Origin of the sequence: Shewanella electrica, assembly GCF_022321485.1 — a bacterium.
Lineage (GTDB): Bacteria > Pseudomonadota > Gammaproteobacteria > Enterobacterales > Shewanellaceae > Shewanella > Shewanella electrica.
Genome location: NZ_JAKOGG010000018.1, coordinates 40,709 through 66,183, shown reverse-complemented (window position 1 = coordinate 66,183; position 25,475 = coordinate 40,709). Strand labels below are relative to the sequence as shown.

20 protein-coding genes and 1 riboswitch are annotated in these 25,475 nt (G+C 50.6%); of the genes, 9 read left to right on the top strand and 11 right to left on the bottom strand.

Annotation, left to right across the window (positions count from 1 at the left end):
* Position 1 precedes the first annotated feature (1 nt).
* A riboswitch (cobalamin riboswitch) is annotated at positions 2–189 on the bottom strand.
* Positions 190–322: 133 nt separating this feature from the next.
* From L9G74_RS17740 to fkpA, 7 genes are all read right to left on the bottom strand, one after another.
* Complete coding sequence (locus tag L9G74_RS17740) at positions 323–694, bottom strand: DUF805 domain-containing protein (RefSeq protein ID WP_238898105.1); 372 nt, start codon at positions 692–694, stop codon at positions 323–325.
* Positions 695–917: 223 nt separating this feature from the next.
* Positions 918–2,891, bottom strand: coding sequence for an alpha-amylase family protein (locus L9G74_RS17735; RefSeq protein WP_238898104.1), 1,974 nt, complete (start codon positions 2,889–2,891; stop codon positions 918–920).
* 23 nt (positions 2,892–2,914) lie between these two features.
* On the bottom strand, positions 2,915–3,826 hold the full coding sequence (locus L9G74_RS17730; protein WP_238898103.1) for a PfkB family carbohydrate kinase: 912 nt from the start codon (positions 3,824–3,826) through the stop codon (positions 2,915–2,917).
* Positions 3,823–4,677, bottom strand: coding sequence for an HAD-IIB family hydrolase (locus L9G74_RS17725; protein ID WP_238898102.1), 855 nt, complete (start codon positions 4,675–4,677; stop codon positions 3,823–3,825). Before L9G74_RS17725 ends, L9G74_RS17730 begins: the two co-directional genes overlap by 4 nt.
* A complete protein-coding gene (locus L9G74_RS17720; protein ID WP_238898101.1) occupies positions 4,670–6,844 on the bottom strand; it encodes an HAD-IIB family hydrolase in 2,175 nt (724 codons plus the stop codon). The genes L9G74_RS17725 and L9G74_RS17720 overlap by 8 nt, the downstream gene beginning before the upstream one ends.
* Before the next feature lie 463 nt (positions 6,845–7,307).
* Positions 7,308–8,189, bottom strand: coding sequence for a prohibitin family protein (locus L9G74_RS17715; protein ID WP_238898100.1), 882 nt, complete (start codon positions 8,187–8,189; stop codon positions 7,308–7,310).
* 221 nt (positions 8,190–8,410) lie between these two features.
* Positions 8,411–9,181 (bottom strand): FKBP-type peptidyl-prolyl cis-trans isomerase, encoded by a 771-nt coding sequence (fkpA, locus tag L9G74_RS17710; RefSeq protein ID WP_238898099.1) that lies wholly within the window; start codon positions 9,179–9,181, stop codon positions 8,411–8,413.
* Between the two features lie 167 nt (positions 9,182–9,348).
* Here fkpA and L9G74_RS17705 point away from each other — a divergent pair, with 167 nt between their 5' ends.
* The 6 genes from L9G74_RS17705 (at position 9,349) to pepN (ending at position 15,863) form a co-directional block, all read left to right on the top strand.
* Entirely contained in the window at positions 9,349–10,314 is a 966-nt protein-coding gene (locus L9G74_RS17705; protein ID WP_238898098.1) for a WD40 repeat domain-containing protein, read from the top strand.
* A gap of 11 nt (positions 10,315–10,325) precedes the next feature.
* Positions 10,326–10,538 (top strand): SlyX family protein, encoded by a 213-nt coding sequence (locus L9G74_RS17700; protein ID WP_238898097.1) that lies wholly within the window; start codon positions 10,326–10,328, stop codon positions 10,536–10,538.
* Positions 10,539–10,551: 13 nt separating this feature from the next.
* Positions 10,552–11,022, top strand: coding sequence for a peptide deformylase (def, locus tag L9G74_RS17695; protein WP_238898096.1), 471 nt, complete (start codon positions 10,552–10,554; stop codon positions 11,020–11,022).
* Positions 11,023–11,024: 2 nt separating this feature from the next.
* The gene (locus L9G74_RS17690; RefSeq protein ID WP_238898095.1) at positions 11,025–12,389 is read left to right on the top strand and encodes a COG3014 family protein; all 1,365 of its coding nucleotides are present in this window, start codon (positions 11,025–11,027) and stop codon (positions 12,387–12,389) included.
* A 21-nt stretch (positions 12,390–12,410) separates the two neighbouring features.
* Positions 12,411–13,004 carry a penicillin-binding protein activator LpoB gene (gene lpoB / locus L9G74_RS17685; RefSeq protein ID WP_238898094.1) on the top strand — a complete coding sequence of 198 codons (594 nt, stop codon included), beginning with the start codon at positions 12,411–12,413 and terminating at the stop codon, positions 13,002–13,004.
* A 225-nt stretch (positions 13,005–13,229) separates the two neighbouring features.
* On the top strand, positions 13,230–15,863 hold the full coding sequence (gene pepN / locus L9G74_RS17680) for an aminopeptidase N (protein ID WP_238898126.1): 2,634 nt from the start codon (positions 13,230–13,232) through the stop codon (positions 15,861–15,863).
* Positions 15,864–15,948: 85 nt separating this feature from the next.
* Here the strand turns inward: pepN and L9G74_RS17675 are convergent, their stop codons facing one another.
* Positions 15,949–17,187: an RDD family protein gene (locus L9G74_RS17675; protein ID WP_238898093.1), complete on the bottom strand. Its 1,239-nt coding sequence runs from the start codon at positions 17,185–17,187 to the stop codon at positions 15,949–15,951.
* Positions 17,188–17,412: 225 nt separating this feature from the next.
* A complete protein-coding gene (locus L9G74_RS17670) occupies positions 17,413–17,979 on the bottom strand; it encodes a phosphoribosyltransferase (protein ID WP_238898092.1) in 567 nt (188 codons plus the stop codon).
* Positions 17,980–18,249: 270 nt separating this feature from the next.
* Between L9G74_RS17670 and nfsB the strand changes: the two genes are divergently transcribed.
* From nfsB to L9G74_RS17655, 3 genes are all read left to right on the top strand, one after another.
* Positions 18,250–18,903 (top strand): oxygen-insensitive NAD(P)H nitroreductase, encoded by a 654-nt coding sequence (nfsB, locus tag L9G74_RS17665; RefSeq protein WP_238898091.1) that lies wholly within the window; start codon positions 18,250–18,252, stop codon positions 18,901–18,903.
* 130 nt (positions 18,904–19,033) lie between these two features.
* Positions 19,034–19,681 (top strand): DNA-J related domain-containing protein, encoded by a 648-nt coding sequence (locus tag L9G74_RS17660; protein ID WP_238898090.1) that lies wholly within the window; start codon positions 19,034–19,036, stop codon positions 19,679–19,681.
* Positions 19,682–19,810: 129 nt separating this feature from the next.
* The gene (locus L9G74_RS17655; protein ID WP_438944584.1) at positions 19,811–20,533 is read left to right on the top strand and encodes a thiol:disulfide interchange protein DsbA/DsbL; all 723 of its coding nucleotides are present in this window, start codon (positions 19,811–19,813) and stop codon (positions 20,531–20,533) included.
* Positions 20,534–20,587: 54 nt separating this feature from the next.
* Here the strand turns inward: L9G74_RS17655 and mrcB are convergent, their stop codons facing one another.
* Together mrcB and hrpB are read right to left on the bottom strand one after the other, a co-directional pair.
* Complete coding sequence (mrcB, locus tag L9G74_RS17650; protein ID WP_238898089.1) at positions 20,588–22,894, bottom strand: penicillin-binding protein 1B; 2,307 nt, start codon at positions 22,892–22,894, stop codon at positions 20,588–20,590.
* A gap of 16 nt (positions 22,895–22,910) precedes the next feature.
* Positions 22,911–25,439, bottom strand: a complete 2,529-nt coding sequence (gene hrpB, locus L9G74_RS17645) for an ATP-dependent helicase HrpB (RefSeq protein WP_238898088.1) — start codon at positions 25,437–25,439, stop codon at positions 22,911–22,913.
* Positions 25,440–25,475 lie beyond the last annotated feature (36 nt).

Genomic DNA, 25,475 nt, shown 5'->3' with positions numbered 1-25,475 from the left:
TACGCGAAATACCTAAAGGGCCGGTCTCCGGACTTTGGCTAAGCGAACTAACGTTCGCACGACGCCCACTGGTTTAACGCTTAGCGCGCGTGGACTTCTCACCATTTACCGTTGCGGGGGCAGTGTTGGAATCGCACCAACTTCCCGATTATCCCGTGCACTACGGGCACCACAAAAGGTTGACTAAATAACTATGTTAATCCCATTTGGGATGCGCATTATAGATGTCTAGGCGGCTAAAAGTCCAACCCTATCAATAACACGGCAATAAAAAAGGTAAGTCATTGACTTACCTTTCTTTTTTAAACTTACACTTAGCAAATTATGCCATGGTGGCAGCGATATCGCCTTTGTCACCTTTTGGGTTTTCACCGTATTGGTTAGTGCCTTGTTCGCTGTCTTGGCACAAAAATACCAGCAACACGATCCAGCCGATGATAGGGATAATGGCAATCAACTGCCACCAGCCTGAGCGACCAGTATCGTGCAAGCGACGTGCAGCCACCGCAATGTTAGGGATGAAAACTGCTAAACCATAAATCGTGCCGAGCAGTATGCTTTCCATAGAAGCATCAATCACCTGCAAGATGATTGAAACGATCAGGCTAAATAACGCAAACATCCAATACGCTTTACGGCGAGCACGGCCAGTAAAATCTGCGTATTTCTTAAATGCATCAATGTAATATTCCATTTATTTCATTCTCCATTTGGCAGTTGCTTGTCGCCCTGCACTTGTTATTAACTACTTAAATGTACAACTGACTGCACATTGGGGCATAACATAACACAATCAGGTGTTTGATGAACCCTTCAGCAGCTGCAAACTATAGACATATTATGTCGGCGACGCAACCGTTAAATCGTGCCGCCAACACCTATCGATAAATACTGCGGCAATGCTCCCATTAAACCGATTAAAAACTGCGATGTCCTTGTGATATCACCAACCAGTAAAACTGAAAACCGCTCAGCACCAATTGGTTAGAAAATACCGACGGTGCTCTGCCCGTCCACAAATCTTCTAGCATCAGCGGATCGACATAAGCCCCTTGGCGTAACAGATCTAACTCAATACGCTGTGGCTCGGCCGACAAGTTAGCAATCACCACCACTTTGTCGGACGGGTTGGCATAGTTGTAACGCACGTAACTAAACACCGCATCGTTGCCCAACTCCAACAGTTCACGGTTGTTGAAATCGGCAAAGGCATCGGTTTGCTTGCGCAGTGCAATCAGCTTTTGCATGTCGGTAAACAACTGATGTTGGATGGTGCCCGGCTGATGGCGTTGTTCCATCACATTCCAATCGAGTTTCGGCCGATGCAGCCAGCGGCTATCGGCGGATTTGTCGGTATCACGCTCGTAGTTGTAATCGTTGAGCGTGCCAACCTCATCACCGTAATACAGCAGCGGAATACCACCAAATGACATGATCAAGCTGTGTAGCATCACTATGTGTTTGTGGCTGTTGCGGATCAGCAGTTGGTCGCCAGTTTCAATGCCCGCCTGTAAACCCACTAACGATGCCAACGAACCAGAAATACGCGCATCACCGGTTTTTTCATTCTTACCAAATGGCCGCCCGCGCGCAGAACTCTCGCTGAACTCACCGGTAAAATAATCCACCAAGAATTTACGGTGCATCGGCGGGTTATAGCCCACCAGCCCAATATCTCTATCATCAAACCCAAAGCCGATATCGTCATGGCAACGCAGATAATTAAGCCATGTGGCGCGCTCTAACTTCGCCGGTAAACTCTTCAACCCTTGGGTCAGCAAACGGCTATTTTTGGTCGCCACGGTTTCCCACAGTAATGCCATAAAGGTGGCGTTGTAGGCGATATCGCATTCCTTCGCCACCACCGCATCTTCTCCAAAGTATTTGATGATTTCGGACGGTGCCACAATGGCTTCGGCAATAAAGATCAATCCAGGAGCGACCACCTGACAGCAGTCTTTAAACAGCTGCAGCACTTTGTGCGCTTCGGCCTCGTTTTGACACGGTGTGCCAATTTTCTTCCACAAAAACGCCACCGCATCGAGCCGCAGTACATCCACGCCTTTGTTGGCCCAAAATAGGATCACATCCAACATCTCGATAAAAACTTCGGGGTTGGTGTAATTCAAATCCCATTGGTACTTGTGGAATACCGTCATCACCCACTTGTTGATTTCGTCATTCCAGGTGAAGTTACCGGGGTCGGTTTCTGGAAACACTTCCGGCATGGTCTGCTCAAACATGTCGGGAATGGTGCGGTCATCAAACATGTAGAAGTAACTTTGATACTTGGCGTCGCCCTGCATCGCCTTCTTGGCCCATGCGTGTTGATCAGAGGTGTGATTGACCACAATATCCAGCGCAATCAATGAATCTTGCTGATGCAGCCCATCGATAATCTGCTGCAAAATCTTGTTCGTGCCCATGCGCGAGTCAACTTTTCGAAAGTCACTCACGGCATAGCCGCCATCGCTCTTACCTTCGGGGCATTCGCAAATCGGCAGAATGTGCACCATGTTGACGCCAAGTTCGGCAAAATAATCCACTTTATCGCGAAGGTCGGCCAAGTCTTTGGCAAAACCGTTGGCATACATCGCCATGCCGACCCATTGTTGATGCAAAAACCAATTATGGTCAGCTTCGCGCTGACGGTCGACTTGCTTGAAGCGGGTGTCGCGCTCGATATAGTTACGTGCCATCACTTCAACTAAGCGCTTTAGCTGTTCATCAAAGTCACTGCGGTTGCCATATAACTTATTGAATAATGAGTAGATAGCGTAAAAATTTGCCCCAAGACGGCTGTAAAAGAAGCGCAAATCCTTGGCTTCTATGGCAGGTTTTAGTTCGTCGAGGATACGGTTCAGCAGGGTATGGGAAACCTCTTCATACATAGTCAGTACCTTGTCCTAGAAAGTTAGCGCATGCCCCAAAGGCATTTAAAATCTCCATAAATCGCGGGATTGTCAGATACCGCGCCCTGTTGCGTGACAATGAAACCAGCGAACTGCTGTGCTCGTTCGAGTACCGTTTCCCACTGCCAGTTGTTGAGCATACCGAGGATCACGATAGCGGAAAATGCATCGCCCGCGCCGACGGTATCTACCACAGTACGCGCCTGCGGCGGTAAGCTATGGCTGATAATGTCGCCCATTTCATCGACTAAAAAGGCACCATCCGCCCCTTGGGTGACAATCAAGTTGGCGATGTTGTTGGCTAGACGGAAATTTCGCGCCAACACTTTTAACGCCTCTTGGTCTGCTGGCTCGTGCTCGGCGGCGGATAACAATATTAGCTCTTGCCGATTCAACTTAACGCAGTGGCCGCCATGCACTTCCGATCTGACCCAATCCAACTCCCACCAAGGGTCACGCAGATTGACGTCAATAAAGGCTTTTTGCCCCGGCCAAGTGCGTAGTTGCCCTAATGATTCGCGGCTGGTGGTACAGCGCGCGGCAAGTGTGCCGTGATACAGCAGATGTTCGCCGCTGGGAACCGGTAAACAGCGCTGATCGATATGATCATATGCCGCATCTAGCACAATATCGTACTGTGGTTCGCCGTCGGCAAACGTGACATCCACGCGGCCGGTTTCATGCTGCGCATCAACAATAACACTCTGGGTATCCATGCCCCACTGCTGCATTTTTGCCAAAATCTGCTGACCGCCATCATCGGCACCGACAGCGGAGATCAAGCGCGGATTGGCGCCAAACGCTTGCAGATGCCAAGCCACATTAAACGGCGCACCGCCCAACATTGGCTCACTGTCAGGGAAGCAATCAAACAACACTTCACCAAATATATAGATGGGTAGACATTCGTTCATTCTGCTTTCTGCTCCACGGTTAACCATCGTCGAAGTTGCGGATAGAAGTGCAACAGCCCCTCTATAATGCCCGCGCTGTAGTTACCGTTTAACCCAAGTGATGCATCACCTTGGGCAACCCACAGCTGCTGTTCAACGTGTTGGTGTTTACTTAATCGTTTGGCTTGCTGCACCACCTCCGGCAATGCATTTTTGACCACCACCGCTGGATAGGGGCTGGCCAGCACATCCAAATCGTTGCCGCTATCACCGCTGAAAAACACTTGCTCGGCGGCAAGGTTTAATTCAGCCACCAAAAAATCGATGGCCGCGCGTTTACCGGCGTTGGCAGGCAGTAGATCCACCAGCCCTTGGTCGGCGGTTTCATCAATACTACTGACCACGTTCACTGCGTAAGGCACGCTGGCAAGACGTTGCTGTAAGATGCCTAACTCATTGGTGAGCTCACTGGCGGGCGTCACTTGATAACTCAGCTTGAACGGCTTTTGCCGTGCCGCCTCTTGCAGTGTCAATTTGGCGAAATCACCGAGTTCTCGTGCTAACCAATCGGCATTTTGCTCCGGCCAGCCCGCTTGCAAATAACCCACCCACGCAGGTAGCGGCTGATAACCATCATCAACGCGTTGATAGATCATGCTACCCACATCGGTAATGGCAAAGTCTGGCGCTGGCAGTTGATAATCGGCAATCGCTTGTTGCACTAACCCTAAATCACGGCCGCTGACATACGCCAAGCGCATGCCAGATTGCTTGATCAATTGCGCCAGCATCGCACGGGCGTTCGGTGACTCGGCTTGTTCACCATTGGGCAGCAAGGTGCGGTCTAAATCAGTACAAAGTAGTTCAGGCACAAACGGCTCCTGCTTCCTCTTCGAAGAAGTGATAGTGTTCAATCGCTTCTAAAATCCCTAACGCATTGGGCTGGGTGGCATAAAAGATTTTGTGGTCTTCCTGCTGTTTGCCCGAACTGAGTGGCTCATGGGCGCGGTTGCTCACAATCACCGACAAGGTGTTGCCAGTGATCATGTCTTCATCGGAGCCAGCACCCGCGGCCACTAACACTCGCTCCAACGGAATGCCCCAGATGGAAGCGACGTAACGTAGCGCCAGACCTTTAGAAACACGGGCGGGGGTAATATCGAGGTTTTGCCCTGCGGTTAAAAACACATTGACGCTCTGTTCCTCTTGCCGCAGTAGCTTCATGATTTTGTCGCGGGTCAACGAATCTTGATACGCTGGCGCGACATGAAAGGAGATTTTGAACTTACTCTGCTCCGATTCGTCTTGCAGCGTCAGCCCTTCAACACGACGCAGGATGCGGCGAATGGCGCGCGGGTTCCAGTCGTGATCGACATGTTCTTCCCAGTCGGTACTTAGCTCCAACTCTCGGCCGTAGTGAATTTGCGAACCTAAGCTACTGATCAAAATATCGGGTTTAGGGATGCGGTATTTTTTCAATACTTTCAGCACCGAATCCAGCCGCCGTCCGGTGGCAATACCAAACGCCACATCTTTACGGCGCTCACGCAGCATCTGACAAAACTCACGTAAACCGGTGGGATTACTCAGTAGCGTCTTGTCGAGATCAGACACGATCAAGCGGTCAGACAAACGCGACGCATTAACGATTTCTGGCGATATTTGTTGTGGCACATGCGCCTCAACCAACGGTTTGATCTGCTTGAGATAAGCACGCGCATGGGCATTCCAGCTGTACTTTAGCGCCACATTTTTAATGCCGTTAGCAGAAAAAGTGCGCCACATTTCGCCATCTAACAACAAGGTTTTAATGGCGTTGCCCAAGGCCCGCGCATTGAGCGGGTCGATCAATAAGCCCGCTTCGCAGTTCTCGACAATATCCAGCGGGCCACCGTTTTCAGTGGCGACAAATGGCAGACCAGAAGCGGCGGCTTCGAGTAATGTCAGGCCAAAGGGTTCGGTTAATGCGGGGTTGATGAATACCCCGCGGGAGTTGGCCGCCATGCGATAAATTGCAGGCACTTCAGAAGGCAGATGTTTTTTCGGAATCGCCACTTTACCGTACAGATCGTAGTAGTCGATCAGCACCAGCAACTCCGACATCACTTCCTGCGCGCCGTTATCCATCTCGCGGATATCATCGCGATTCCCCGCCACTATCACCAAGTTAGCCATCTCGCGCAGCTCGGGCGATTCGCCATAGGCTTGTACCAACGTGGCAATATTCTTGCGCGGATCGGGGCGGGACAGCGCCAAGATCATCGGTTTATCTGGTTCGTCCAAAAAGCGTCGTACTGCACTGGTGATCTGTGTAGGCGCCTCGCCCAGCTCGGGTGGATGAAACAAGCTGAGGTCAGTGCCGGGCGGAATCACGCGCATCCGCTCTGGCGAGTAAAAATCATAAAGCTCGTACTGGGCTTCAATCTCTTGGCGCGTGCTGGTGATCACTAACGAGGCATTGGCGAGCACTTGCTCCTCCGCCTCGATGCGATAGCCCATGTTGTAGCGTTTCTCGACGTTTTTCGAGGTCATGCCCGACGCCATAAGGCGTTTGCGTTTATCGCGCCCCAGCGAGTGGCCGGTATGGATCAATGGAATCCCCGATAAATGGCTAATTTTCGTGGCGACATACCCCGCATCAGCATAATGGCTGTGCACGACATCGGGCATGCGATCTTGCTCGTGGAAGAAATCTAGTAAGTTATCGGTGAAAGCATCGAGGTGTTCCCAAAGTTGCTCTTTGGGCAGGTATTGTTCGGGGCCGCAATCGATGCGGACAATACGGGCGCCGTCGGCGTCAAGCGGTTCAATCGCTGCGGAATAATCACAATGGACTTTATCATCCACCACGCGACGGGTGATTAAATCCACTTTAGCAACGTTGGGCTGTCTGGCTAATGCATTAGCTAAATCAACCACATATTTGGTTTGACCGCCAGTATCAGCATCACGCCCGAGTTCTAAATTTTTGCTGCGTATTAATCCGTGAATACTGATCAGGGCAATATAAAGCCCCGGCTCTTCCTGTTGTAGCTGCATAGACATCTTCTCCGTAAGATGAGTCGATTATCCTGTCAGGTCGTTAACCTACAACGCTGAGATTTCACTTAAGTTAAATGACCTGATTCGACTACTATTCCAAAAAAGTTCTGACAGCGAAGGACTCGGCAAACAAGTCCAAAAATGACAGAGAAAATAAGACGATGTACTCCGTGTTATGTCAGCTATTCAGTATAGCGGGCCACATGGGAGTATAAAAAATAAACAGCATCTAGCTGCTTTTTCAACCTACCACAAGATGTGCGGAATACCAAATCGATACCACTTTAGTATCAAGGCGGGAAACGGTTTTGTGTAACGAAGAAGGTAAAACTATCAGCTGGTTACGCTAACAATCTTGGCTGTGCTGCGAGATGAGCGGCGTTGATGAAACCCCGGCATAACACTGAACGAATACAACCACTTGATGCCAGCCGTATTGGCTGACATCAAGCTAGTCGGACTAATTTTTGCTGGTATTAAAGTACGGCAAAGTGCTGTTAGGCAGCATGGTACTTGGCAGCCGACCGTCCCACTTCTCAGCCTTGGTCAGCTCAATCAGGTTCTGATTTTTCGCCAGCGCTTCAGCGCGACTCTTAATCGCCGCCGCTTCCGCCTCACCTTTGATACGAATCGCTTCAGCTTCTGCTTTGGCCCGCGCCAGCTGTGAGTCGGCTTCTGCTTGGGCTTTGGTTACCGCAATCTCTGCTGATACCCGTTCTTTTTCGAGGTTCTGTTTCTGAGTTTGCACTTCCACTTCGGCACGCATTCTGTCTTCGACAGACTTCTCATAGGCACTAGAAAAGTCGATATTCTCAACTTGCACTGAGGTAATTTCGATCGGGCCTTGTACGCTAGCTTTTAATGCATCGCTGACGTCGATAACAAATTTCACCCGCTCCTGTACCGCTGAAATTGCCGTGTACTGCCCAAAAATGTTTTCAATCTGGTTGGGCACTTGGCGGTCAACTAAGCGTTCAACCATAGCATCGATGGTTTTGAAGTTGGCGTAAACCTCTGCCACTTTGGATTCAGGCACCCGAAAAGTGACTGAGGCACGAATGGTTGCTGGCTGCTGATCGCGGCTGTACGCCTGTAAACGGTCGTAACTAACAGTATGGGTTTGGGTGGAGATTTTGATGATTCTATCAAACAGCGGCATTTTGAAACTCATGCCCGGCTCAGCAATGCCAATAATCTTGCCGTTACGCAGATGCACACCGCGTTCGCCTTGGTCTACGGTGTACCAGCTACTAAAGCTTAATCCCAGCAGTACCAGTACCACGATGATGGCAATAATTGCCGCAATAGATGGGCCTGAAGAGACCTTGGAAGGCAGAGGCATAATAAATTCCCTTTGTTAAATATTCCAAAAACGCGCAGACCCATCGGCACAATCGTGATGGCGCACAGGTGCAAAAATGGCGGCCAAAATAGCACATTTATGTCACACATCGGCAGTTTTTTATTCGATTGTCCAAGGCATAGTGTCGCCGATGCACCGATAACCACGCAGCCAATAAAAAAGAGCACCGCAGTGCTCTTTCAGTATTAATGACTCAACGCTTATTTTGCAGCCGCTGGTGCTTCTGGTGCGTGGAAGTCCAACAACTCAACTTCAAATACCAGAGTTGAGTTAGCTGGGATCACATCGCCCATGGCTCGTTCGCCATAAGCCAGTTCAGCTGGGATAACGAAACGGTATTTCGCGCCTTTTGACATCAGTTGCAGGCCTTCAGTCCAACCTGGGATCACGCGATTCAGCGGGAATTCGATGGGCTCACCGCCGTTTTTCTCGGTGCTATCAAACACTGTACCGTCGATCAGCTTACCGGTGTATTTCACTTTCACTGTGTCTTCAGCTTTTGGTGAGTCACCAGATCCTGCTTGCAGTACTTCGTATTGCAGACCTGATTCTGTGGTTTTCACGCCATCTTTGGCTTTGTTTTGTTCAAGGAACGCTTTACCAGCCGCTTGGTTTTGCTCAGCTTCAGCTTGGGCTTGTGCTTGGCGTTTTTCGTTTACCGTCTTATCCAAACCTTCCAGCGTCGCTTTGATTTCGTCGTCAGTCATGGCTGATTGACCATTCAGACTAGCTTTAAAGCCTTCGATGATCATCTGTTGGTCAACATCAAAACCCAGCTCTTTTTGCTCTTTTACGTGTTGTGCCACGTAACGTCCTACAGAAGCGCCGATACCATAACCCTGTTTTTGTACATCTGTTTTCAGCTCAACTTTCGCAGTTGCCGCTGCTGGATCTGCAGCTTTTTCTTGATTGCAAGCAGTCAGGCCAACAACAGCCAGGGCTACCAATGAGTATTTCAACATGCTCTTCATTCAATTCTTCCTTAGGATGTTTAGGCAGTTATGAGTAACCTACAATGTAACTAGCGGCCCACTCTATAACAGTTAACTTGTTTGTACAAAATGGCATATTCTCACTAAAGGAGGCTAGTCAGCAAATGGAACCTCTGGCAACAGACCAGCAAAATGGGTAAGAGTTCATGAATCTGTATCGATTGCTCAAACTTTCTACCGCGCTCATCACATGCTGCCTATTATTTGCCTGCGCGCCGTCGGGCGCTCCCATTATCAATTTCGACAATAATGGCCTTTATAGTGCCGCTTTAGCCGACGATGGCACCTTAGCGCTGATCAGTAGTAGCCAACAAATCACCTTGTGGGATCTGACCACCCAACAGCCCAAATATCAATGGTGGCAGGGCAAGCGCCGTGACAATGTCATTGCGGTAGCGCTGTCTAACAATAGTCACTATGCCGCTACGCTCAGCAGCAATTCAGTGGTGCTATGGAATACTCGCGATGGGCAAGCCCTTGGATGGTGGCAACTTGCTGGTCAAGCCCAAAGTGTTGCTGTTGCCAATAATGGTCAATTATTAATTGGGCTGGCAGATGCCAGCGTGCTTTACTTGGCAACAGACCATCAACGTTTATTGAAATTTATCGGACATCAGGAAAAAGTTAACAGCGTGGCGCTCTCCAGCGATGGCAGTTTGGCGCTTACTGGCGGTAATGGAGCTAACGCCCTGTTATGGCGCACCAGCGATGCTAAAATATTACAGCGCTGGCCAATGGACTCGCGCATCTTGCAAACAGCACTGTCAGCCGATGGCCGCTTGGCGTTTGTCTCCGATAGTTCCGGCCACGGCGATATTTGGAACATTACCGAGCAGCGCCGCGTCAGCACGTTAACTATTCGACGTCGGCAAATGAACTTTACCACGGCGCGCTTTATCCAACAGGATACGCAACTGCTGACGGGTACACCGGATCGCGAGTGGCAACTGTGGCGCGTCGCTAATGGAGAAAAATTGCGCAGTCAGCGCGTTGCCTTGCCGGCAAAGCCGCAACCGCCGAGCGCCGTGGTTTATGCTGTGTCACAATGGCGTGATAATAGTATTCAAGCCATCAGCAGCAGCGGTTTGCTGGAGCGATGGAACCATCCATAACCGAGGACAGCATGGATCCAATTAGCCAACGCATTGAAGAGTTAGAAACCAAGTTAGCCTTTCAAGAGGCAACGATTGAAGAATTGAACGGCGAAGTGATTGCGCTCAATAGAGTGGTAGCAGAGCAACAATACCAACTGCAACTGATCGTCACTAAGCTGAAAGCGATTGAACCAAGCAATATGGCCACGCAAGCAGAAGAGACACCGCCGCCACACTATTGATGGAGGATTTGCCATGTTACCCATAGCGACATACGGTGAAGCAGTATTACGACAGGTAGCGGCTCCCGTAACCGTGTTTGATAGCGAACTACATCAGCTCGCCGAGCAGATGCTGCACACCATGCAACAGGCTAACGGTGTTGGCATTGCCGCACCACAGGTGCACCGCTCGTTACAGCTATTCATCATGGCATCCAATCCCAATCCTCGTTATCCCACCGCGCCGATCATGGCGCCGCAAGTGGTGATCAATCCGCAGATCCTGCAAGCCTCTGAGCAAATGGTGGCGGGTGAAGAAGGCTGTTTATCGATTCCACAGCAACGTTGCCAAGTGATGCGCCATCAGGCAATAGAGGTGAAATACCAAGATCTTTCTGGCGAATGGTGCCAAGAGTGGTTGGAAGGTTTTATTGCGCGGATCTTTCAGCATGAGTTCGATCACCTCCAAGGCATAACCCTTAAAGAGCGTGCAACGGAAGCATGATAATGTCCTATGACATTCCCAAAAAACTAGCGAAAGCCGTTAGTTACAGTTGGCTGATATTGACGCTATCTGGCTGTGCGGTCAGTGGCGTATTGACTAGCTACCCCAACGAAATGGCCTCCGTCAAAGACCAGATCAATAGCAGCGATGCCAGCGGTGTTGCGGCTAAACTCGCTGATAAGATGCAGTCATCCAACCCGTTGCTCTACGCTCAGGAAGCGGGACGCGCCGCGCAAATTAGCGGTGATTTTGCCAGCAGCATTAAGCTATACGACAGCGCCATCAACAGCTACCTTGCCCTCGATGATCGCGCCAAAGTGAGCCTCTCGCACGTAGGCGCCAACAGCAGCAGCTTGCTGGTCAATGACAAAGTGATCCCTTATGAGGGCAACCTGAGCGAACGCATTCTGCTGCATCAATATCAGGCGCTCAACTACCTGTTCAATGGTAACAACGTCGCCGCGCAGGTAGAGATGCGCCGCACCAATGAGCTGCAACAGCGACAACAGCAACAGCTCGACCAACAGAGCAAAACCGCCCAACAGCTTAGCAATGGTGAAGTCAGTGCTGAAGTCAGTCGCTTAAAATCAATTGGTGATACGCCGCTCAACGCTGGCAGTTACTACGTCACCGGTTTGCTGCATGAGCTATTCGGCCAGCCCAATGACGCCTATATCGATTACCGTAAGGCCGCGACCGTATTGCCTGATAGTCCGGTGCTACAGCAAGCATTGCTGCGATTAGCGCAATCACTGAGCATGCCGCAACTCGAAGAATTTACCCAACGTTGGGGTAAACCTGTACAGCCAAAAGCCAGCCAAGGCCGAGTAGTATTGCTGCTGGAACGCGGTTTTGTTACGCCGAAAACCAGCTTCACTTTGCCGTTTGTGGTCGATAACAGTGTGTTGAGTCTATCACTGCCCACATACCGCGAACCTGGGCCATTACCCGCGGTACCGGCCACGTTATTTGGTAGCAATGCCCTGAGTTTTGCACCATTAACGCAATTTACTCAGATAGAAGCGGCGGAATTAAGTGATCGCTTGCCTGTCATCTATACTCGACAAGCAGCTCGCTTAGCCGCCAAGGCCACCTTGTCGCATCAAACACAAGGTGACAGTACTGGCGCGTTACTCGGTAATGCCTTGATGCAGATATTTAATGTGGTAACCGAGCAAGCAGATTGCCGCAGTTGGCTAACACTGCCCGCACAGCTAGATTTGCTTGATAACTTTACCGAACAGGGCCAATATCAACTGCACTATGGCAACAACCAACAGCCGGTCACGGTTCAAGCAGGTAGAACAACCGTGGTGTGGATTATCGATACTGGCAATCTGACGCGTTTTTATACAAAATTGCTGTAAGTAAGGAACATAGGAACGGATATGAAACCTTCTAAGTTGATGTTTATCGCCGCAATGGCACTGGGGCTGTCGGCCTGTCAAAGCAAAGTAGAGTATGGTGACGCCAATGCGGTGGAAACCGTTAACGAGAACTTTGGCTCAACCGATCTGCAAGCCATTACCGACAAAATGGTCGACAGCATGCTGACCACACCGTCAGTGATTGTGTTATCTGCCAACAAGCGCCCTATTCTGTTTGTTGACTCCATCAAAAACAAAACCTCAGAACACATTGATACTGAGTCTGTAACCGACTCAATCAGCACCAAGTTGCTGCAATCTGGCAAATTCCGCTTCATCGATATGACCAAAGTGGATGCAGTGCGCAAACAACTGGATTATCAAAATAATGCGGGCATGGTTGACCCATCTACCGCGATTAAATTTGGTCGCCAGATCGGTGCGCAATACATGCTGTACGGCAACCTTTCTAGCATCGTCAAACAAGATGGCAGTACCAGAGATGTGTACTACAAAATGACCATGCGTTTGATGGATTTGGAAACCGGCTTAATTGAATGGGCCGACGAGAAAGAGATCCGCAAAGAGCGTTCAAAAACCCTATTTGGGTTATAATCTGCGCTTAACTGCTTAATAAGAAACGGCCGACTTCAAGGCCGTTTTTTTATGGCAAAAAATCCCCCAAGTCCCCAGTGCAATCATTAGGGGCTGTCTATTAACAAAATCTTATTTTTGTAACACTTCTGTTTTGGTCTCAGCGCCGATTTAGCGTACCTTATGCCACTGACAACAGATCTTAGGTTTAACCAAAAGGACATCAGCGTGAACTCGCTTCCACAGATGATTAAAGGCAGTATGATGCTGCTAACACTGGGATGGCTCACCGCGTGTAGCACCAGCAATACCGCAACGCCCCCAGCCGCCCGCGAAAGCAAAGCTTTCCTTACTGAACAGCAAGCCATGGCGCGTTCGGCACGTGTCAGCAACGTCAGCTATCAGTTGAACTTCAACTTAGATGGCAGCGAACGTTTCAGTGCGGCCGCCGATTTGAATTTTCAGCTAAGTGATACCAGCAGCCCGCTGACTATTGATTTAAACAAAGCCACCATCACTCGCTTGGTGATCAACGGTCAACCGCTGTATCCCAACTACAACGGCTTGTTTATCTCAATCAACCCAAGCATGCTGACCAATGGCAGCAACCAAGTTCATATTGAATACAACCGTGCCCACTCAACGAACGGCGAAGGTTTACACCGCTTTGTTGACCCAGTGGACGGCAAAGTCTACCTGTACTCTCACTTTGAACCTGCGGCAGCGCAGCAGATGTTCCCAGTGTTTGACCAACCCGATCTTAAGGCAACCTATACATTAACGGTATCGGCGCCGAAAGATTGGCAAGTGATCAGCGCCACCCGCGAAACCTCGGTGGAAGATCAAGGTAACAGCAAGCTGTGGCATTTTCCGGTGAGCCCTAAGCTAAGCCCATATAACTTTGCCATGCACGCAGGTCCTTACCACATGTGGCAAGACAACAGCGGCAAATATCCAATGCGCCTATTTGCGCGCCAATCGGTGGCAAATCAAGTCCGTCCGGAAGATTGGTTCAAATACACCGATTCTGGCCTGCGTTTCTTTGATGACTACTTCGGCATTAACTATCCGTTTAAAAAGTACGATCAGATCTTAGTGCCTGATTTCCTGTACGGCGCGATGGAAAACGCGGGTGCCATTACCTTTGCTGAAGGCCGTTTCCTCTACAAAGCTGAGATGACCGCCGCGCAAAAAGAGCGACTGGCAGGCGTTATCATGCACGAAATGGCCCACCAGTGGTTTGGCGATCTGGTCACCATGAAATGGTGGAATGGCCTGTGGTTGAACGAAAGTTTTGCCTCGTTCATGGGCACTATGGCGACCGCTAAAGCGACCGAGTTTGATTACGCATGGCGCAGTTTCTACGCTGGTGGCAAACAGAGTGCTTACCTTAAAGATAGCAAGGTGACCACTCACCCAATCGAAGTGCCAGTGCCAACCACTGCCAATGCCTTTGATAACATTGATGCGATTACCTACCAAAAAGGGGCATCGGTATTAAAGCAGTTGCGTCACCTGTTAGGGGATGAAGTATTCCGTAAAGGGGTACAAAACTACCTGCATCAATACCAATGGCAAAACGCCACACTGCAAGACTTTATCGGTAGCCTCGCCAAAGCTGCCAACCGCGACTTAGATCAGTGGACTAAAGACTGGCTCTACGCTGAAGGCGTAAACACCCTGCGCGCCGAATATACCTGTAGCAACGGCACTATCGACAGCTTTAAGTTGCTGCAAAGCCCTGCTGAAACCGGCCAAAGCACCTTGCGCGAGCAAAAGGTACAAGTGGCATTGCTGGTGAAAGGTCGCCACGAAATGCATCTTGTACAAAAAGTGCCAGTTACCTACCAAGGTGGCGAGACTGAAGTACCGGGACTGATTGGCGGTGAATGCCCTGATTTAGTCTATCCAAACTACGAAGACTGGGGCTTTGTGAAGGTACAACTGGATCAACGTTCATTTACCACAGCACAAAATCAGCTGTCTAAAGTGAATGATCCATTCTTGCGTTCTATGCTGTGGCAAAGTCTGTGGGATAGTGTGATGAACGGCAGCCTGCCACTGAACAACTATCTGGACACCGTTTTTGTTAACTTACCGCAAGAGCAAGATTACACCATCATCGGCCAAGTGCTGAACACGCTGCATGGCAGCAAATATTGGCTAGCCAGCATGCAACCACTGCATCAAAGTTATGGTGAAAGTGCCGTACGTGCGATGGCACAGATGAGCCTGCGCTTAGCGATGGAAAACACCAGCAACAGCGACAAACAACGTCGTTGGTTCAACGCCTATGTCAGTTTTGCTAGCGATGATGTGTCACTGTCACACCTCAAGCAACTGCTTTTAGGTCAGGCGCAAGTCGATGGCATTACCCTCGACCAAGATCTGCGTTGGGAGATCATCTATCAATTGAATCGCTATGACTTTGCCGGTAGCAAACAACTGCTACAAGCTGAAGCGAAAGCGGATCAATCTGATACTGGTATCAAAGCGGCGCTTGCGGCAGAAGTTGTGCGTCCAGATGCAGATGTGAAGAGCAAGTGGGTGGATAACATCATCAACGACGCTGAGCCGTTCCCGAAACTGCGTATTGCCATGAATAACCTTTACCCAGCAGAGCAAGCAAAGCTGCAACGGCAAACCGCCGCCAAACGTTTGCAAACGTTAGCCGCAGTTGATGCCAGCAAAGGCGCGGTATTCATGCGTTCATACGCACCAGCGATGATCCCAACAGATTGTACCAATGCCTCGGTCAACGAACTGCAGGCCACCATTGCCAACAATCCTAACTTGTCGACCATCACTATGCGTACGCTGAAAGAGATCGCACAAGAGGAACAACGTTGCGTATTGGTTAGCGGCAGCATGACCAAGTAAACAGCAAACCTAAACTGAAAAGCAGCTCCTGTGAGCTGCTTTTTTTATACACAAAACTATACAACGTAACACACTCAGCTAGCGCCTAACTGTTTGTCGCTGCGCTATGTTCCACCACGTCACTCACCGCAGTTGCTGGTGAAAGCTGAGCCAATTCAGCATTCATCACCACCACGGTTTCGCCAATTTTATCTTGAATGCACTGGCGATTGTTGTCCCAATAGATTTGCAAAAAACCGAGCAACCCCGTGGTCACCCCCGCACCATAACCACCGTAACGACCAAAGGCGCCCCACAACGTTAACGGCTCACCAGTAAGGCGAACCACCCGCATGCCCAACAGTTTTTTGCCCGGTGTTTGGCCGCGCATCAAGGCGGTAAACAGCGTGAAATACAAGGCCCCCCAACTGAGGCCCAAGCCTAAATCAGCAATAATCCCTTTCGCCCATTCAATAATTGAGTGCTGTACCGACGCTTGCTCTTCGTTATGCTCGGTGGTCGATGCCATCTCGCTCGCGGAGGATAGTGGTGCAACCGCCTGAGTTAATGTGTTTGCGTTTAGTTCACTGTCGTTGGCATCTGTTGGCGTAACGATGGCAGATGGTTCGGTCACCGATGAGACTGGCGATGCTTGCTGCGACGCTTGTGGGCTAGCCGCTGCACTGGCGCTGGCGCCATCAACCGCTTGCGGATCAACACCCGCCATCAGTTGCGCTACATATTGTTGCCGCTGCTCAGTTGAAAGAAACGCCATCTTATCAAATAGAGAGCCAACCAACTCGCGCCGCGTGCCGGGCTTGTCGGCATAAACCGCATCAAGCTGCTCTTTCATCAGCGGCAGCTTTTGCTCCACACAGCTTGAATGATGACAATCATCGAGCTTACTGGCAATGATGACCATTGCAGCGGTATGTGACAGTTGCTGCAACTGGCTAATGGTGGGACTGGTGTCACTGTTGTCCTCGGTAGCATCATCAAGCAACGGGCTAGCGAGTTCGAGCACCACCACAAAAATCACTAAGCTACTCACAATCCGCAACCAGCGCCGCGCCCAAGCTGACACCACCTGCTCGTGCCGCTTACTTACCACCCAAGTAGCAATAGCGGCCATTAAGGCGATCCATATACTCGGCACACTGCTCAAAAATGCCACCAGCGTCAGATCGAGCATCATAGCCAGCGCCCGCCGCCATGGCCGAGCTAACGGCATGCCAACCAACTCCGGCGCCAGCTTGAAAGCAAACGGCGTCACAATAGCGCGAGTTTCTTTACCGGCACGCCATGCTTCAAGCGCCGATTGATAGTGTTTATCCTGAGCTTTCACGCACAAATTCCTTATGCCAGATAATCAGTTACATCATCATTAATCGCTGCAAAGCATACAACAAGTCAGTTATTAAAAAGTAACAGTTTTGTATATTTATTTGAGTGATTTTTAAGTGAGGAGTCACGTTGGCAAGCGGGATAACACCAGTACCTCTCGTATTGATTTGGCAAAAAAAAAGAAGCACCGCAGTGCTTCTCAATAATGCAGTTTAGTTTGCAGCAATTATTCAAACAGCTCGCGAATATTGCGCAAATCACCCTTGCCTTCTGCAATCTCGTCCGGAGTTAACCCTGAGACTTCATGCGGGAACACTAGCCACTCATCAGAAGAGTGAATGAAATAATCTGGCTTCAATGGCACTGCGGTATTTTTTGGCTTGTAGTAAGGGCAAGCGATGCGGATATCTTTTGGCAAGTTCAAACGCATGGTTTGCGCCAATTTTTCTTTCAACGCATGGACGCTGCGGCCTGAATCGAACACATCATCAACAATCAGCAAGCCATCGTCTGCACCGGCGTTTTCCACGATGTAGTGCAAACCATGTACTTTGATCTCTTTACTTTGTTTATCAGTGCCGATGCCATAGTAAGAAGAGGTACGCACCGCGATGTGGTCAGTTTCGACCTGCTTGAAATCAAAGTATTCTTGTACCGCGATACCAATAGGAGCACCACCGCGCCAAATGCCCACAATAAATTGTGGACGGAAGCCACTTTGGTAAACCTGTGCTGCTAGGCGGAAAGAATCCTCCAACAGTTCCTGAGCAGTGATAAAGCGTTTTTCGATCATCGTAACGACCCCGAGTGATATCTAGAAAAAATCTGCCGCTGAATGCGGATGACATGATGGCCAAGCCACCATTGACTGTTGGCCGCGAATTTTAGCGCAATTCTTCCGCCAGTGCTGTGGTTTATCGGTCGACTTTTGTGAGTCATTACAAATTTAGTGCAGCTTTCACTGAATAACGACATTTGTTTGCGGCAAATCACATCACCAAATTGAATTTATTGCTGCGGCTCGTAGAATTGAGCTTCCCAATTTTTAGGTCATCAGTTAACCATGAGCGAATTGATCAAAGCCGTGCAAAGCCGCTACACCTGTAAAGCGTATAATCCCGCGAAAAAGATCCCTGCCGAGCATATCGAACAGCTTAAAACCTTGTTGCAGTTCAGCCCATCATCGGTGAACTCACAACCGTGGCATTTCATTGTGGCTGCCAGCGATGCAGGCAAAGCCAAAGTGGCCGAAGGTACCGCCAACTTTGCCTTCAATACTGACAAAATTCTCAAAGCGTCCCACGTCATCGTACTTTGTACGCGACAAGATCTGAGCGAGCAGTATCTGCTGCAGGTGTTGGCACAAGAAGCGGCCGATGGCCGAGTAACCGATGAAAAAAGCCAAGCGGCGCTGCACCAAGGCCGACAATTTTTCGTCAATATGCACCGCTTTGAGCTGAAAGATGCGCAACACTGGATGGAAAAACAAACCTATCTGGCACTGGGCACTTTGCTGTTAGGCGCCGCGTCATTAGGCATTGATGCTACCCCAATTGAAGGCTTTGATGTCACAGCGTTAAACCAAGCACTGGGGCTGCGTGAACAAGGCGTTAACGCCAGCGTGATTGTGGCCTTGGGTTATCGTGACGACAGCGACTTCAACGCCAAGTTACCTAAATCTCGCCTGCCACAAACTGACGTTATCAGCGAAATCTAACATTCGCTTAGCTTTTGCTACACTTGGTGTAGTCGTCTCGCGACTACGCCACTGCTAAGGCCAGTTTTTTATTGCACTAGCGATCCACTGTGGCATAGTAGAAAAAATCGCCTTCAGGATGAATGTTGCTATGTTGCTAGCCAAGCCCGCTATTGCAGAGAACACGTCAGAAAATACGATAAAGGCCAAGTCGTTTCGGCAAGATAACCCGCTGATTTGGCCGCTGATGACGCTGTTCAAAACCTCGGTAAAAAGTTGGAAGATCCATCATCTTGCTAGCGAATTGCAAAGCCGTGGTTTGATGCACAAGCTAGATGACAGCCCTGAAAAAGATCTTTTCAAACGCAATTTTCTGTTGATGAATGCCCTGTATGAGTTGCAGGAGATGCTGCTGCCAGACCAATGGCTGCAAGTAAAGTCGATGGATATTCAGCTATTCCGCTTAACCCCAACTAACGTGCTGTTGCTGCTCGATGAAGATCAATCGCTGCGGGATTATTACCTCGATTGGGCGCATTACGATACCAGCGTCAATGTGGTCAGACAGATGTTGGAAGAGTTCTGGAGTTCTTACGAGCAGTATATTGGTGCCAATCCTAAACGTTTGGCGCACATTGAAGCGCTGAAAGTGATGGAACTCGACATCAACGCCACCGATCGCGAAATTCGCCGCCAATGGCGCAAGCTCGCACTGCGCTGGCACCCCGATCGCCCCGATGGTGACGCCGCCAAATTCAGGCAAATCTGCGAAGCGTGGCAGGCACTCAAAGCCAGCTAACCAGCGCGGAAATCAGCGTCATTTCACAGATATCACTAAAAAAGCGTTGTTTAAGATTGGATTAAGTCACAATACCTACCCTCAACGCTATTAAACTAATCTATCCGCATTTATTGCAAGGAGTCTATTTTGTTGAAACCCGCTCTGGCCGTATTGATGCTTGCAGGGGCATCTTTTGCAGCTCACGCCACCGATTTTGTTGAAGGTAAACATTATACTCAGGTAGCGAATAAGGCGAGTGATAGTCCCAAGGTCACTGAGTACTTCTCGTTCTATTGTCCGCACTGCTACAACATGTCTAACAAGTACCTCAACTTCATCAAAGCCAAAATCGATCCTAGCATCAAATTTGATGACGCCCACGTCGACTTTATGAACAGCAGCATCGGTACTGAAGTGATGCGTTCACTGGCGGTAATGAAAACACTGGGCGTGGAAAAAGAGCTGCTGCCGAAGATGTTTGCCGCAATTCAAGGTGATAACGCCGGTGCGCACGACCACAGCCATCCGCATCCAACCACCATCAACAATCGTGATGACATCAAACAGGTGTTTGCAAGCGCCGGTATCGATGCCGCCAAATATGATGAAGTGGCCGATAGCAGTGAAACTACTGACACCATTAATCGCTGGCGCCAAGAGCAAAACAGCTATCAAGTAGAATCGATTCCGACCTTTATCGTCAACGATAAATACCGCATCAATATGGATGAGATCCGCTCGGTAGCGGATTTGACCGAGTTGATCGATTATCTGGCGACAAAAAAAGAAGAGAAATCAAGTGGTAGCATGGGCTGGTTATTCCTTGCCTTTGCGGGTTTAGCTGCGGCAAGCCGCCGTCGTTACAGCTAACATCGACACTCCCGCTGATAGCAAAAAGGCCTCAAATGAGGCCTTTTCTATTATCTAATCAAACATGCGCTGCCACCACGATTTAGGCTTGCCGCAATTCTCTGCCGGATGGTAACTGTCAGCCAAGGCTGGCACCGCAATCACATCGCCACAGTCAGGCTCCATCGCTACGCCAGTATCGCGGTCAAAGTAACCTTGTACCACACCATTTTCTGGCGGCAGTCGTAATGGCAATGGCGCGCGATTACGCAGGAATTGTGTGTACACTGCCATCGCGCCGCTGCTGCCGTAGAGCGACGTTTTGCCGTTATCATCACGACCCACCCACACCACTGCCACGTTACGTTCATCCATCCCAGCAAACCAAGAGTCACGGCGGTCGTTACTGGTACCGGTTTTCCCCGCCAACGTCACACCCGGGAACGCTTGGCCTAACTTAGCCGCAGTGCCCGATTCCACCACCTTGGTCATGCCGTATTGCACTAAGTAATTGACCGATGGATCAATCGCTTGATGTTGCGCCAAACCACTGGCGGCAATCGGCTGATTGTCTTTATCCAGCACTTGCGTCACCGCCGCCAATTGGCGATAACGGCCGTGAGAACCAATTGTCTGATACAGCTGTGCCACCATCAGTGGCGAGCCATTGACTGCGCCGAGCAACATCGATGGGTAAGGATTGATGTTTTCCTTCCAGCCAGCCTGTTTAATGGTGGTGGCGACGGCATCCAAGCCCAACGACATACCGAGATTGACCGTCGGTACGTTCATCGATTTTTTCAACGCGGTCAGTAACGGGACTTGCCCACTAAACTGCTTGTCATCGTTTTGAGGCGACCAAGTGTCACCCCGCTCGTTTTTCAGCGTGATCGGCTCATCTTTTAACGGCGTGACTAAGTTGTAGTGGCCGGGCTGCGCCAACGCGGTGGCGTAGATAAATGGTTTCACCAAGGAACCAATTGGCCGCCGAATATCCGTGGCACGGTTAAAGCCGTAATAAGATGGCGTGCGGTCGCCCACCATGGCCGCAATGCCGCCGCTATAACGGTCAGTCACCACCATGCCGGTTTGCAGTTGCTGTTTTTCAGCATTAAGCGACTTCATCGCACTGCTCACCGCTTGCTCGGCGGCTTCCTGCGCTAACGGATCCAACGTGGTATACACTTTCACGCCGGATTGTTTCAGCAGCGCTTCACCATAGCGACTGCGCAGCTCTTGTTTCACTTGGGCGAAAAATGCTGGCAGTTTTTGGTGTACTGGTCGCGCCGAGTTACGCAGCGCTAACGGCGTAGAAGCCGCTAACTGATATTGCTCGGCGGTGATCTTGTTGCCTTCCATCAACAGCCGCAGCACCAGATCACGGCGCTTTTGCGCTCGTTCTGGATAGCGCCATGGATTGTAGAACGATGGTCCTTTGATCACCGCAATCAAAAAGGCTTGCTGCGCTAAGGTCAGTTCACCAATCGGCCGCCCAAAATAGAATTGCGATGCCAGCCCCATGCCGTGAATGGCGCGGCTATGATCTTGTCCCATATAAACTTCGTTCAGATAGGCTTCGAGGATCTCCTCTTTGCTGTAACGAAAGTCGATAATGACCGCCATCAGCGCTTCACGCGCTTTGCGGATAATGGAGCGCTCGCTGGTTAAAAAGAAGTTTTTCGCCAACTGTTGCGTCAAGGTTGAACCACCCTGCACCGTGCGGCCAGCGGTAATATTCACTAGCGCCGCGCGGGCAATAGCGAGCGGATTCACGCCGTAATGTTCGTAGAAACTGCGGTCTTCGGTGAGGATCAACGCTTCTACTACCATCGGTGGGATCTCACCGGTCGGCACAAATAAGCGGTCTTCACCGTCGCCAGTAACAATGCGATCCAGCAGCACTGGTTCTAAATGGAATACCGCCAGTTGGCGGTTATCACCGGAGCGCGTTACTGAGGTCACGCCGTTGCTGTCAAAACTGATCAGCACCCGCTGTTCTGGCTGCTTGCCCTCTGGGTGTTGGAATGGTCGACGCCACACATCCACCTTAGTGCTAGAAGCAGAAAACTCACCCACTTGGCGCGGATTAGCCACTTTGCGATATCCGAGTAACTTCAGTTCATCCACCAGCTGTTGGTGGCTCACTGGCGCGCCGGGATATAACGACATCGAACGGCTAAAAATCTGCGCTGGCAGATACCATTTTTGCCCTTCAAATTTGCGGGCGATGATCTGATCAAGATAGATGCTGTAGACCATGAGTACCGCCGCCAAAATGAGCGCTAGCTTCCAGCCGATGGACCAGAATTTGCGCCACATAGAAGGCCGCTTCGATGTGTTGCTGGATTTTTTCTGTGGGGTTTTCTTGGTTGCTTTAGCCATTATTCCATTACTGCCGCTACTGATTGAGCGTGCGCTTCTTTGTGAATTTGGTTGGTTGTGTGTTGGCCGGATCGTCAGGCCACAGATGCTTAGGATATCGTCCGCGCATCTCCTTTTTCACCTCAACATAAGGCCCAGCCCAAAAGCTCGCCAGATCCGGCGTTAACGCCAGTGGCCGCTGTGCTGGTGATAACAGCTCCATAGTTACCGTTAACTTGCCATCCAGTAACTGTGGGCTGTGCGCCATACCTAACGCTTCTTGCAAACGCACACTCAATAATGCTCGTCCAGCAGCGTCATAACGCACCGGCGCGTTGGTGCCCGTCGCCATCGGCCAGTGTTCTGGCAACCACTGTTGTAGTTGCTGCCGCTGCGGCCAACTGAGTGAATCAAGCAATATCGCATAGATATTTAGCGCTTTCAGTTGTCCAATATTCTGCACATCATTGAGGTAGGGTGCCAGCCAATCTGCCAACGAGCCGAGTAAAGTTTCATCAGTTAAGTCGGCAAAGTCAGGCTGGTGGGATCTTGCAATGGCGCACCTGAACTGTAGCTGTCTTGCGCGTTCATCGAAATTGAGTACCGCCAGCCCTTTGCGCGCCACATAATCGAGGAAGCCGCGCACCCGCATCTCGCTGCTGAGTGCTAGCGGTTCTGACTTGAGCACCAGCTTGCCTAAACACAACTGGCGTTCGGCTTGAATCCGCCCCCGCTCCTCTTGCCATTGCGCCACCTCTTGCCAGTGACACAGATAACTCAGTTCCTGCTGCAACAAGGCGGCGGGTAGCTCACATGCCAGCCAAACGCGGCCAGCGCTGCGGCCCTGCTGCTCTTGAAAATCGGCCACCACCAGCCAGTCAGCTTGATTGAGTGGATCGCTACTGTCGAGCATCACGCCGGTGCCGTTTGCCAGTAAAAACCCTTGTTGACCACGCGCCATCGCCACGCGGTCAGGAAAGGCAAACGCCAGCAACATAGCGGTATCACTGCGGTTAGCCGCGGGAATAAAACTTTGCGGCGCGTCTTTAATGCCAAAGCGTTGCAGCCAATTACGGCACAAACGCCCCGCCAAGCCATTGGTGGCACTAGCCAGACGATTAAGCACATCGCTGCTGCCACTGCCGCCGCCCGCTTCCAGCAACGCTGCTAACAAACACGCCAGCCCGATAAGCTGCGGCTGCTGGCGTTTTTGGGCTAATTCATTGGCCTTGACCAACATATGGGCCAGCCGCACCGAGGCACCTAACTGATACGCTTGTTTGCCATGCGCTGTGACATTGCGCTGCGCGTCCACCAGTTCAAGACTTTGCAACAGTTGCCACGCCACCGCTTCATTGGCAGCGTTGGCGGGTGTCAGCAATGGCAAATCGTTCAGTGATTTCACGCTCCAATTGGCCGCATCAAACGCCATGCCGAGCAGCTCGCTACACGCAATTTCCGGCTCGTCGGCCGCCATCAAACGCGCTTGCTCTTCACTGCTCCACAAGCGTAAACAGAAACCGGCGCTCAAACGGCCAGCACGCCCGGCTCGCTGCGTGGCACTGGCTTGGCTGATACGCTTCAAGCCCAAACGAGTCACGGCAGTTTTCGGGTTAAAACTGGCTTGGCGTTTATAGCCGCTGTCGACCACCATAGTAATGCCGTCAATGGTCAAACTGGATTCAGCAACGTTGGTGGATAGCACCACTTTTTGCACGCCGTTGGCGACCGGTGCAATAGCAGCATCTTGCTCGGCGGCAGTTAACTCACCATACAACGGCAGCAGTAAGATGGCGCTATCTAAGCGTTCGGTGAGATATTCTTGCAGCTGCAAAATCTCCCGTTTACCGGGCAGGAATGCCAGCAGCGATCCCGCCGCTTGTTCGGCGCTGGCGCCCAAAGCAATGGCGGAATCTGGCTGCATCAGCGCGCTGATCATTCTACCCATGTGGCTGAGCCAATCGGGCATGTAGCTAGCATTAGTTTGAGTTTTAGCGGCTTGATACGCGATGGTGACCGGAAAGCTACGCCCTTCGCTGACCAATTTGCTGGCGTTGGGCATCAGTTGCTCTAACGGCAAACCTTGCAAGGTGGCCGACATTGCCACCAGCGTCAGGTCTTCACGCAGCGATTCTTGCACTTCCAGCGCCAGCGCTAAGCCTAAGTCGGTACTCAGATGGCGTTCGTGGATCTCATCGAAGATGATCATCGCCACACCATCCAAGGTCGGATCTTGCTGGATCATCCGCGTTAAAATGCCTTCGGTGATGATTTCCAGCTTAGTGTTACGGCCCACCTTGCTCTCGCCACGCACCCGAAAACCTATGTCGTCGCCTAATGCTTGTTGCCGCTGCTTGGCAAGAAACCCAGCGATGCTGCGCGCAGCGACGCGCCGAGGTTCGAGCATTAAAATGCGACCATCAATCTCGGGCCAATCCAACATGGCAAAAGGCAACGCGGTAGATTTACCCGCCCCGGTAGGTGCTTCGATAATGAGTTGCCGTTGACTGGCGAGCTGCGCGCGCAGTTCAGGCAACAGGGCTTGAATAGGTAGATTGTCCAACATGAATAGGCAGTGAAAACAACAAAGGCCTAGTGTAAC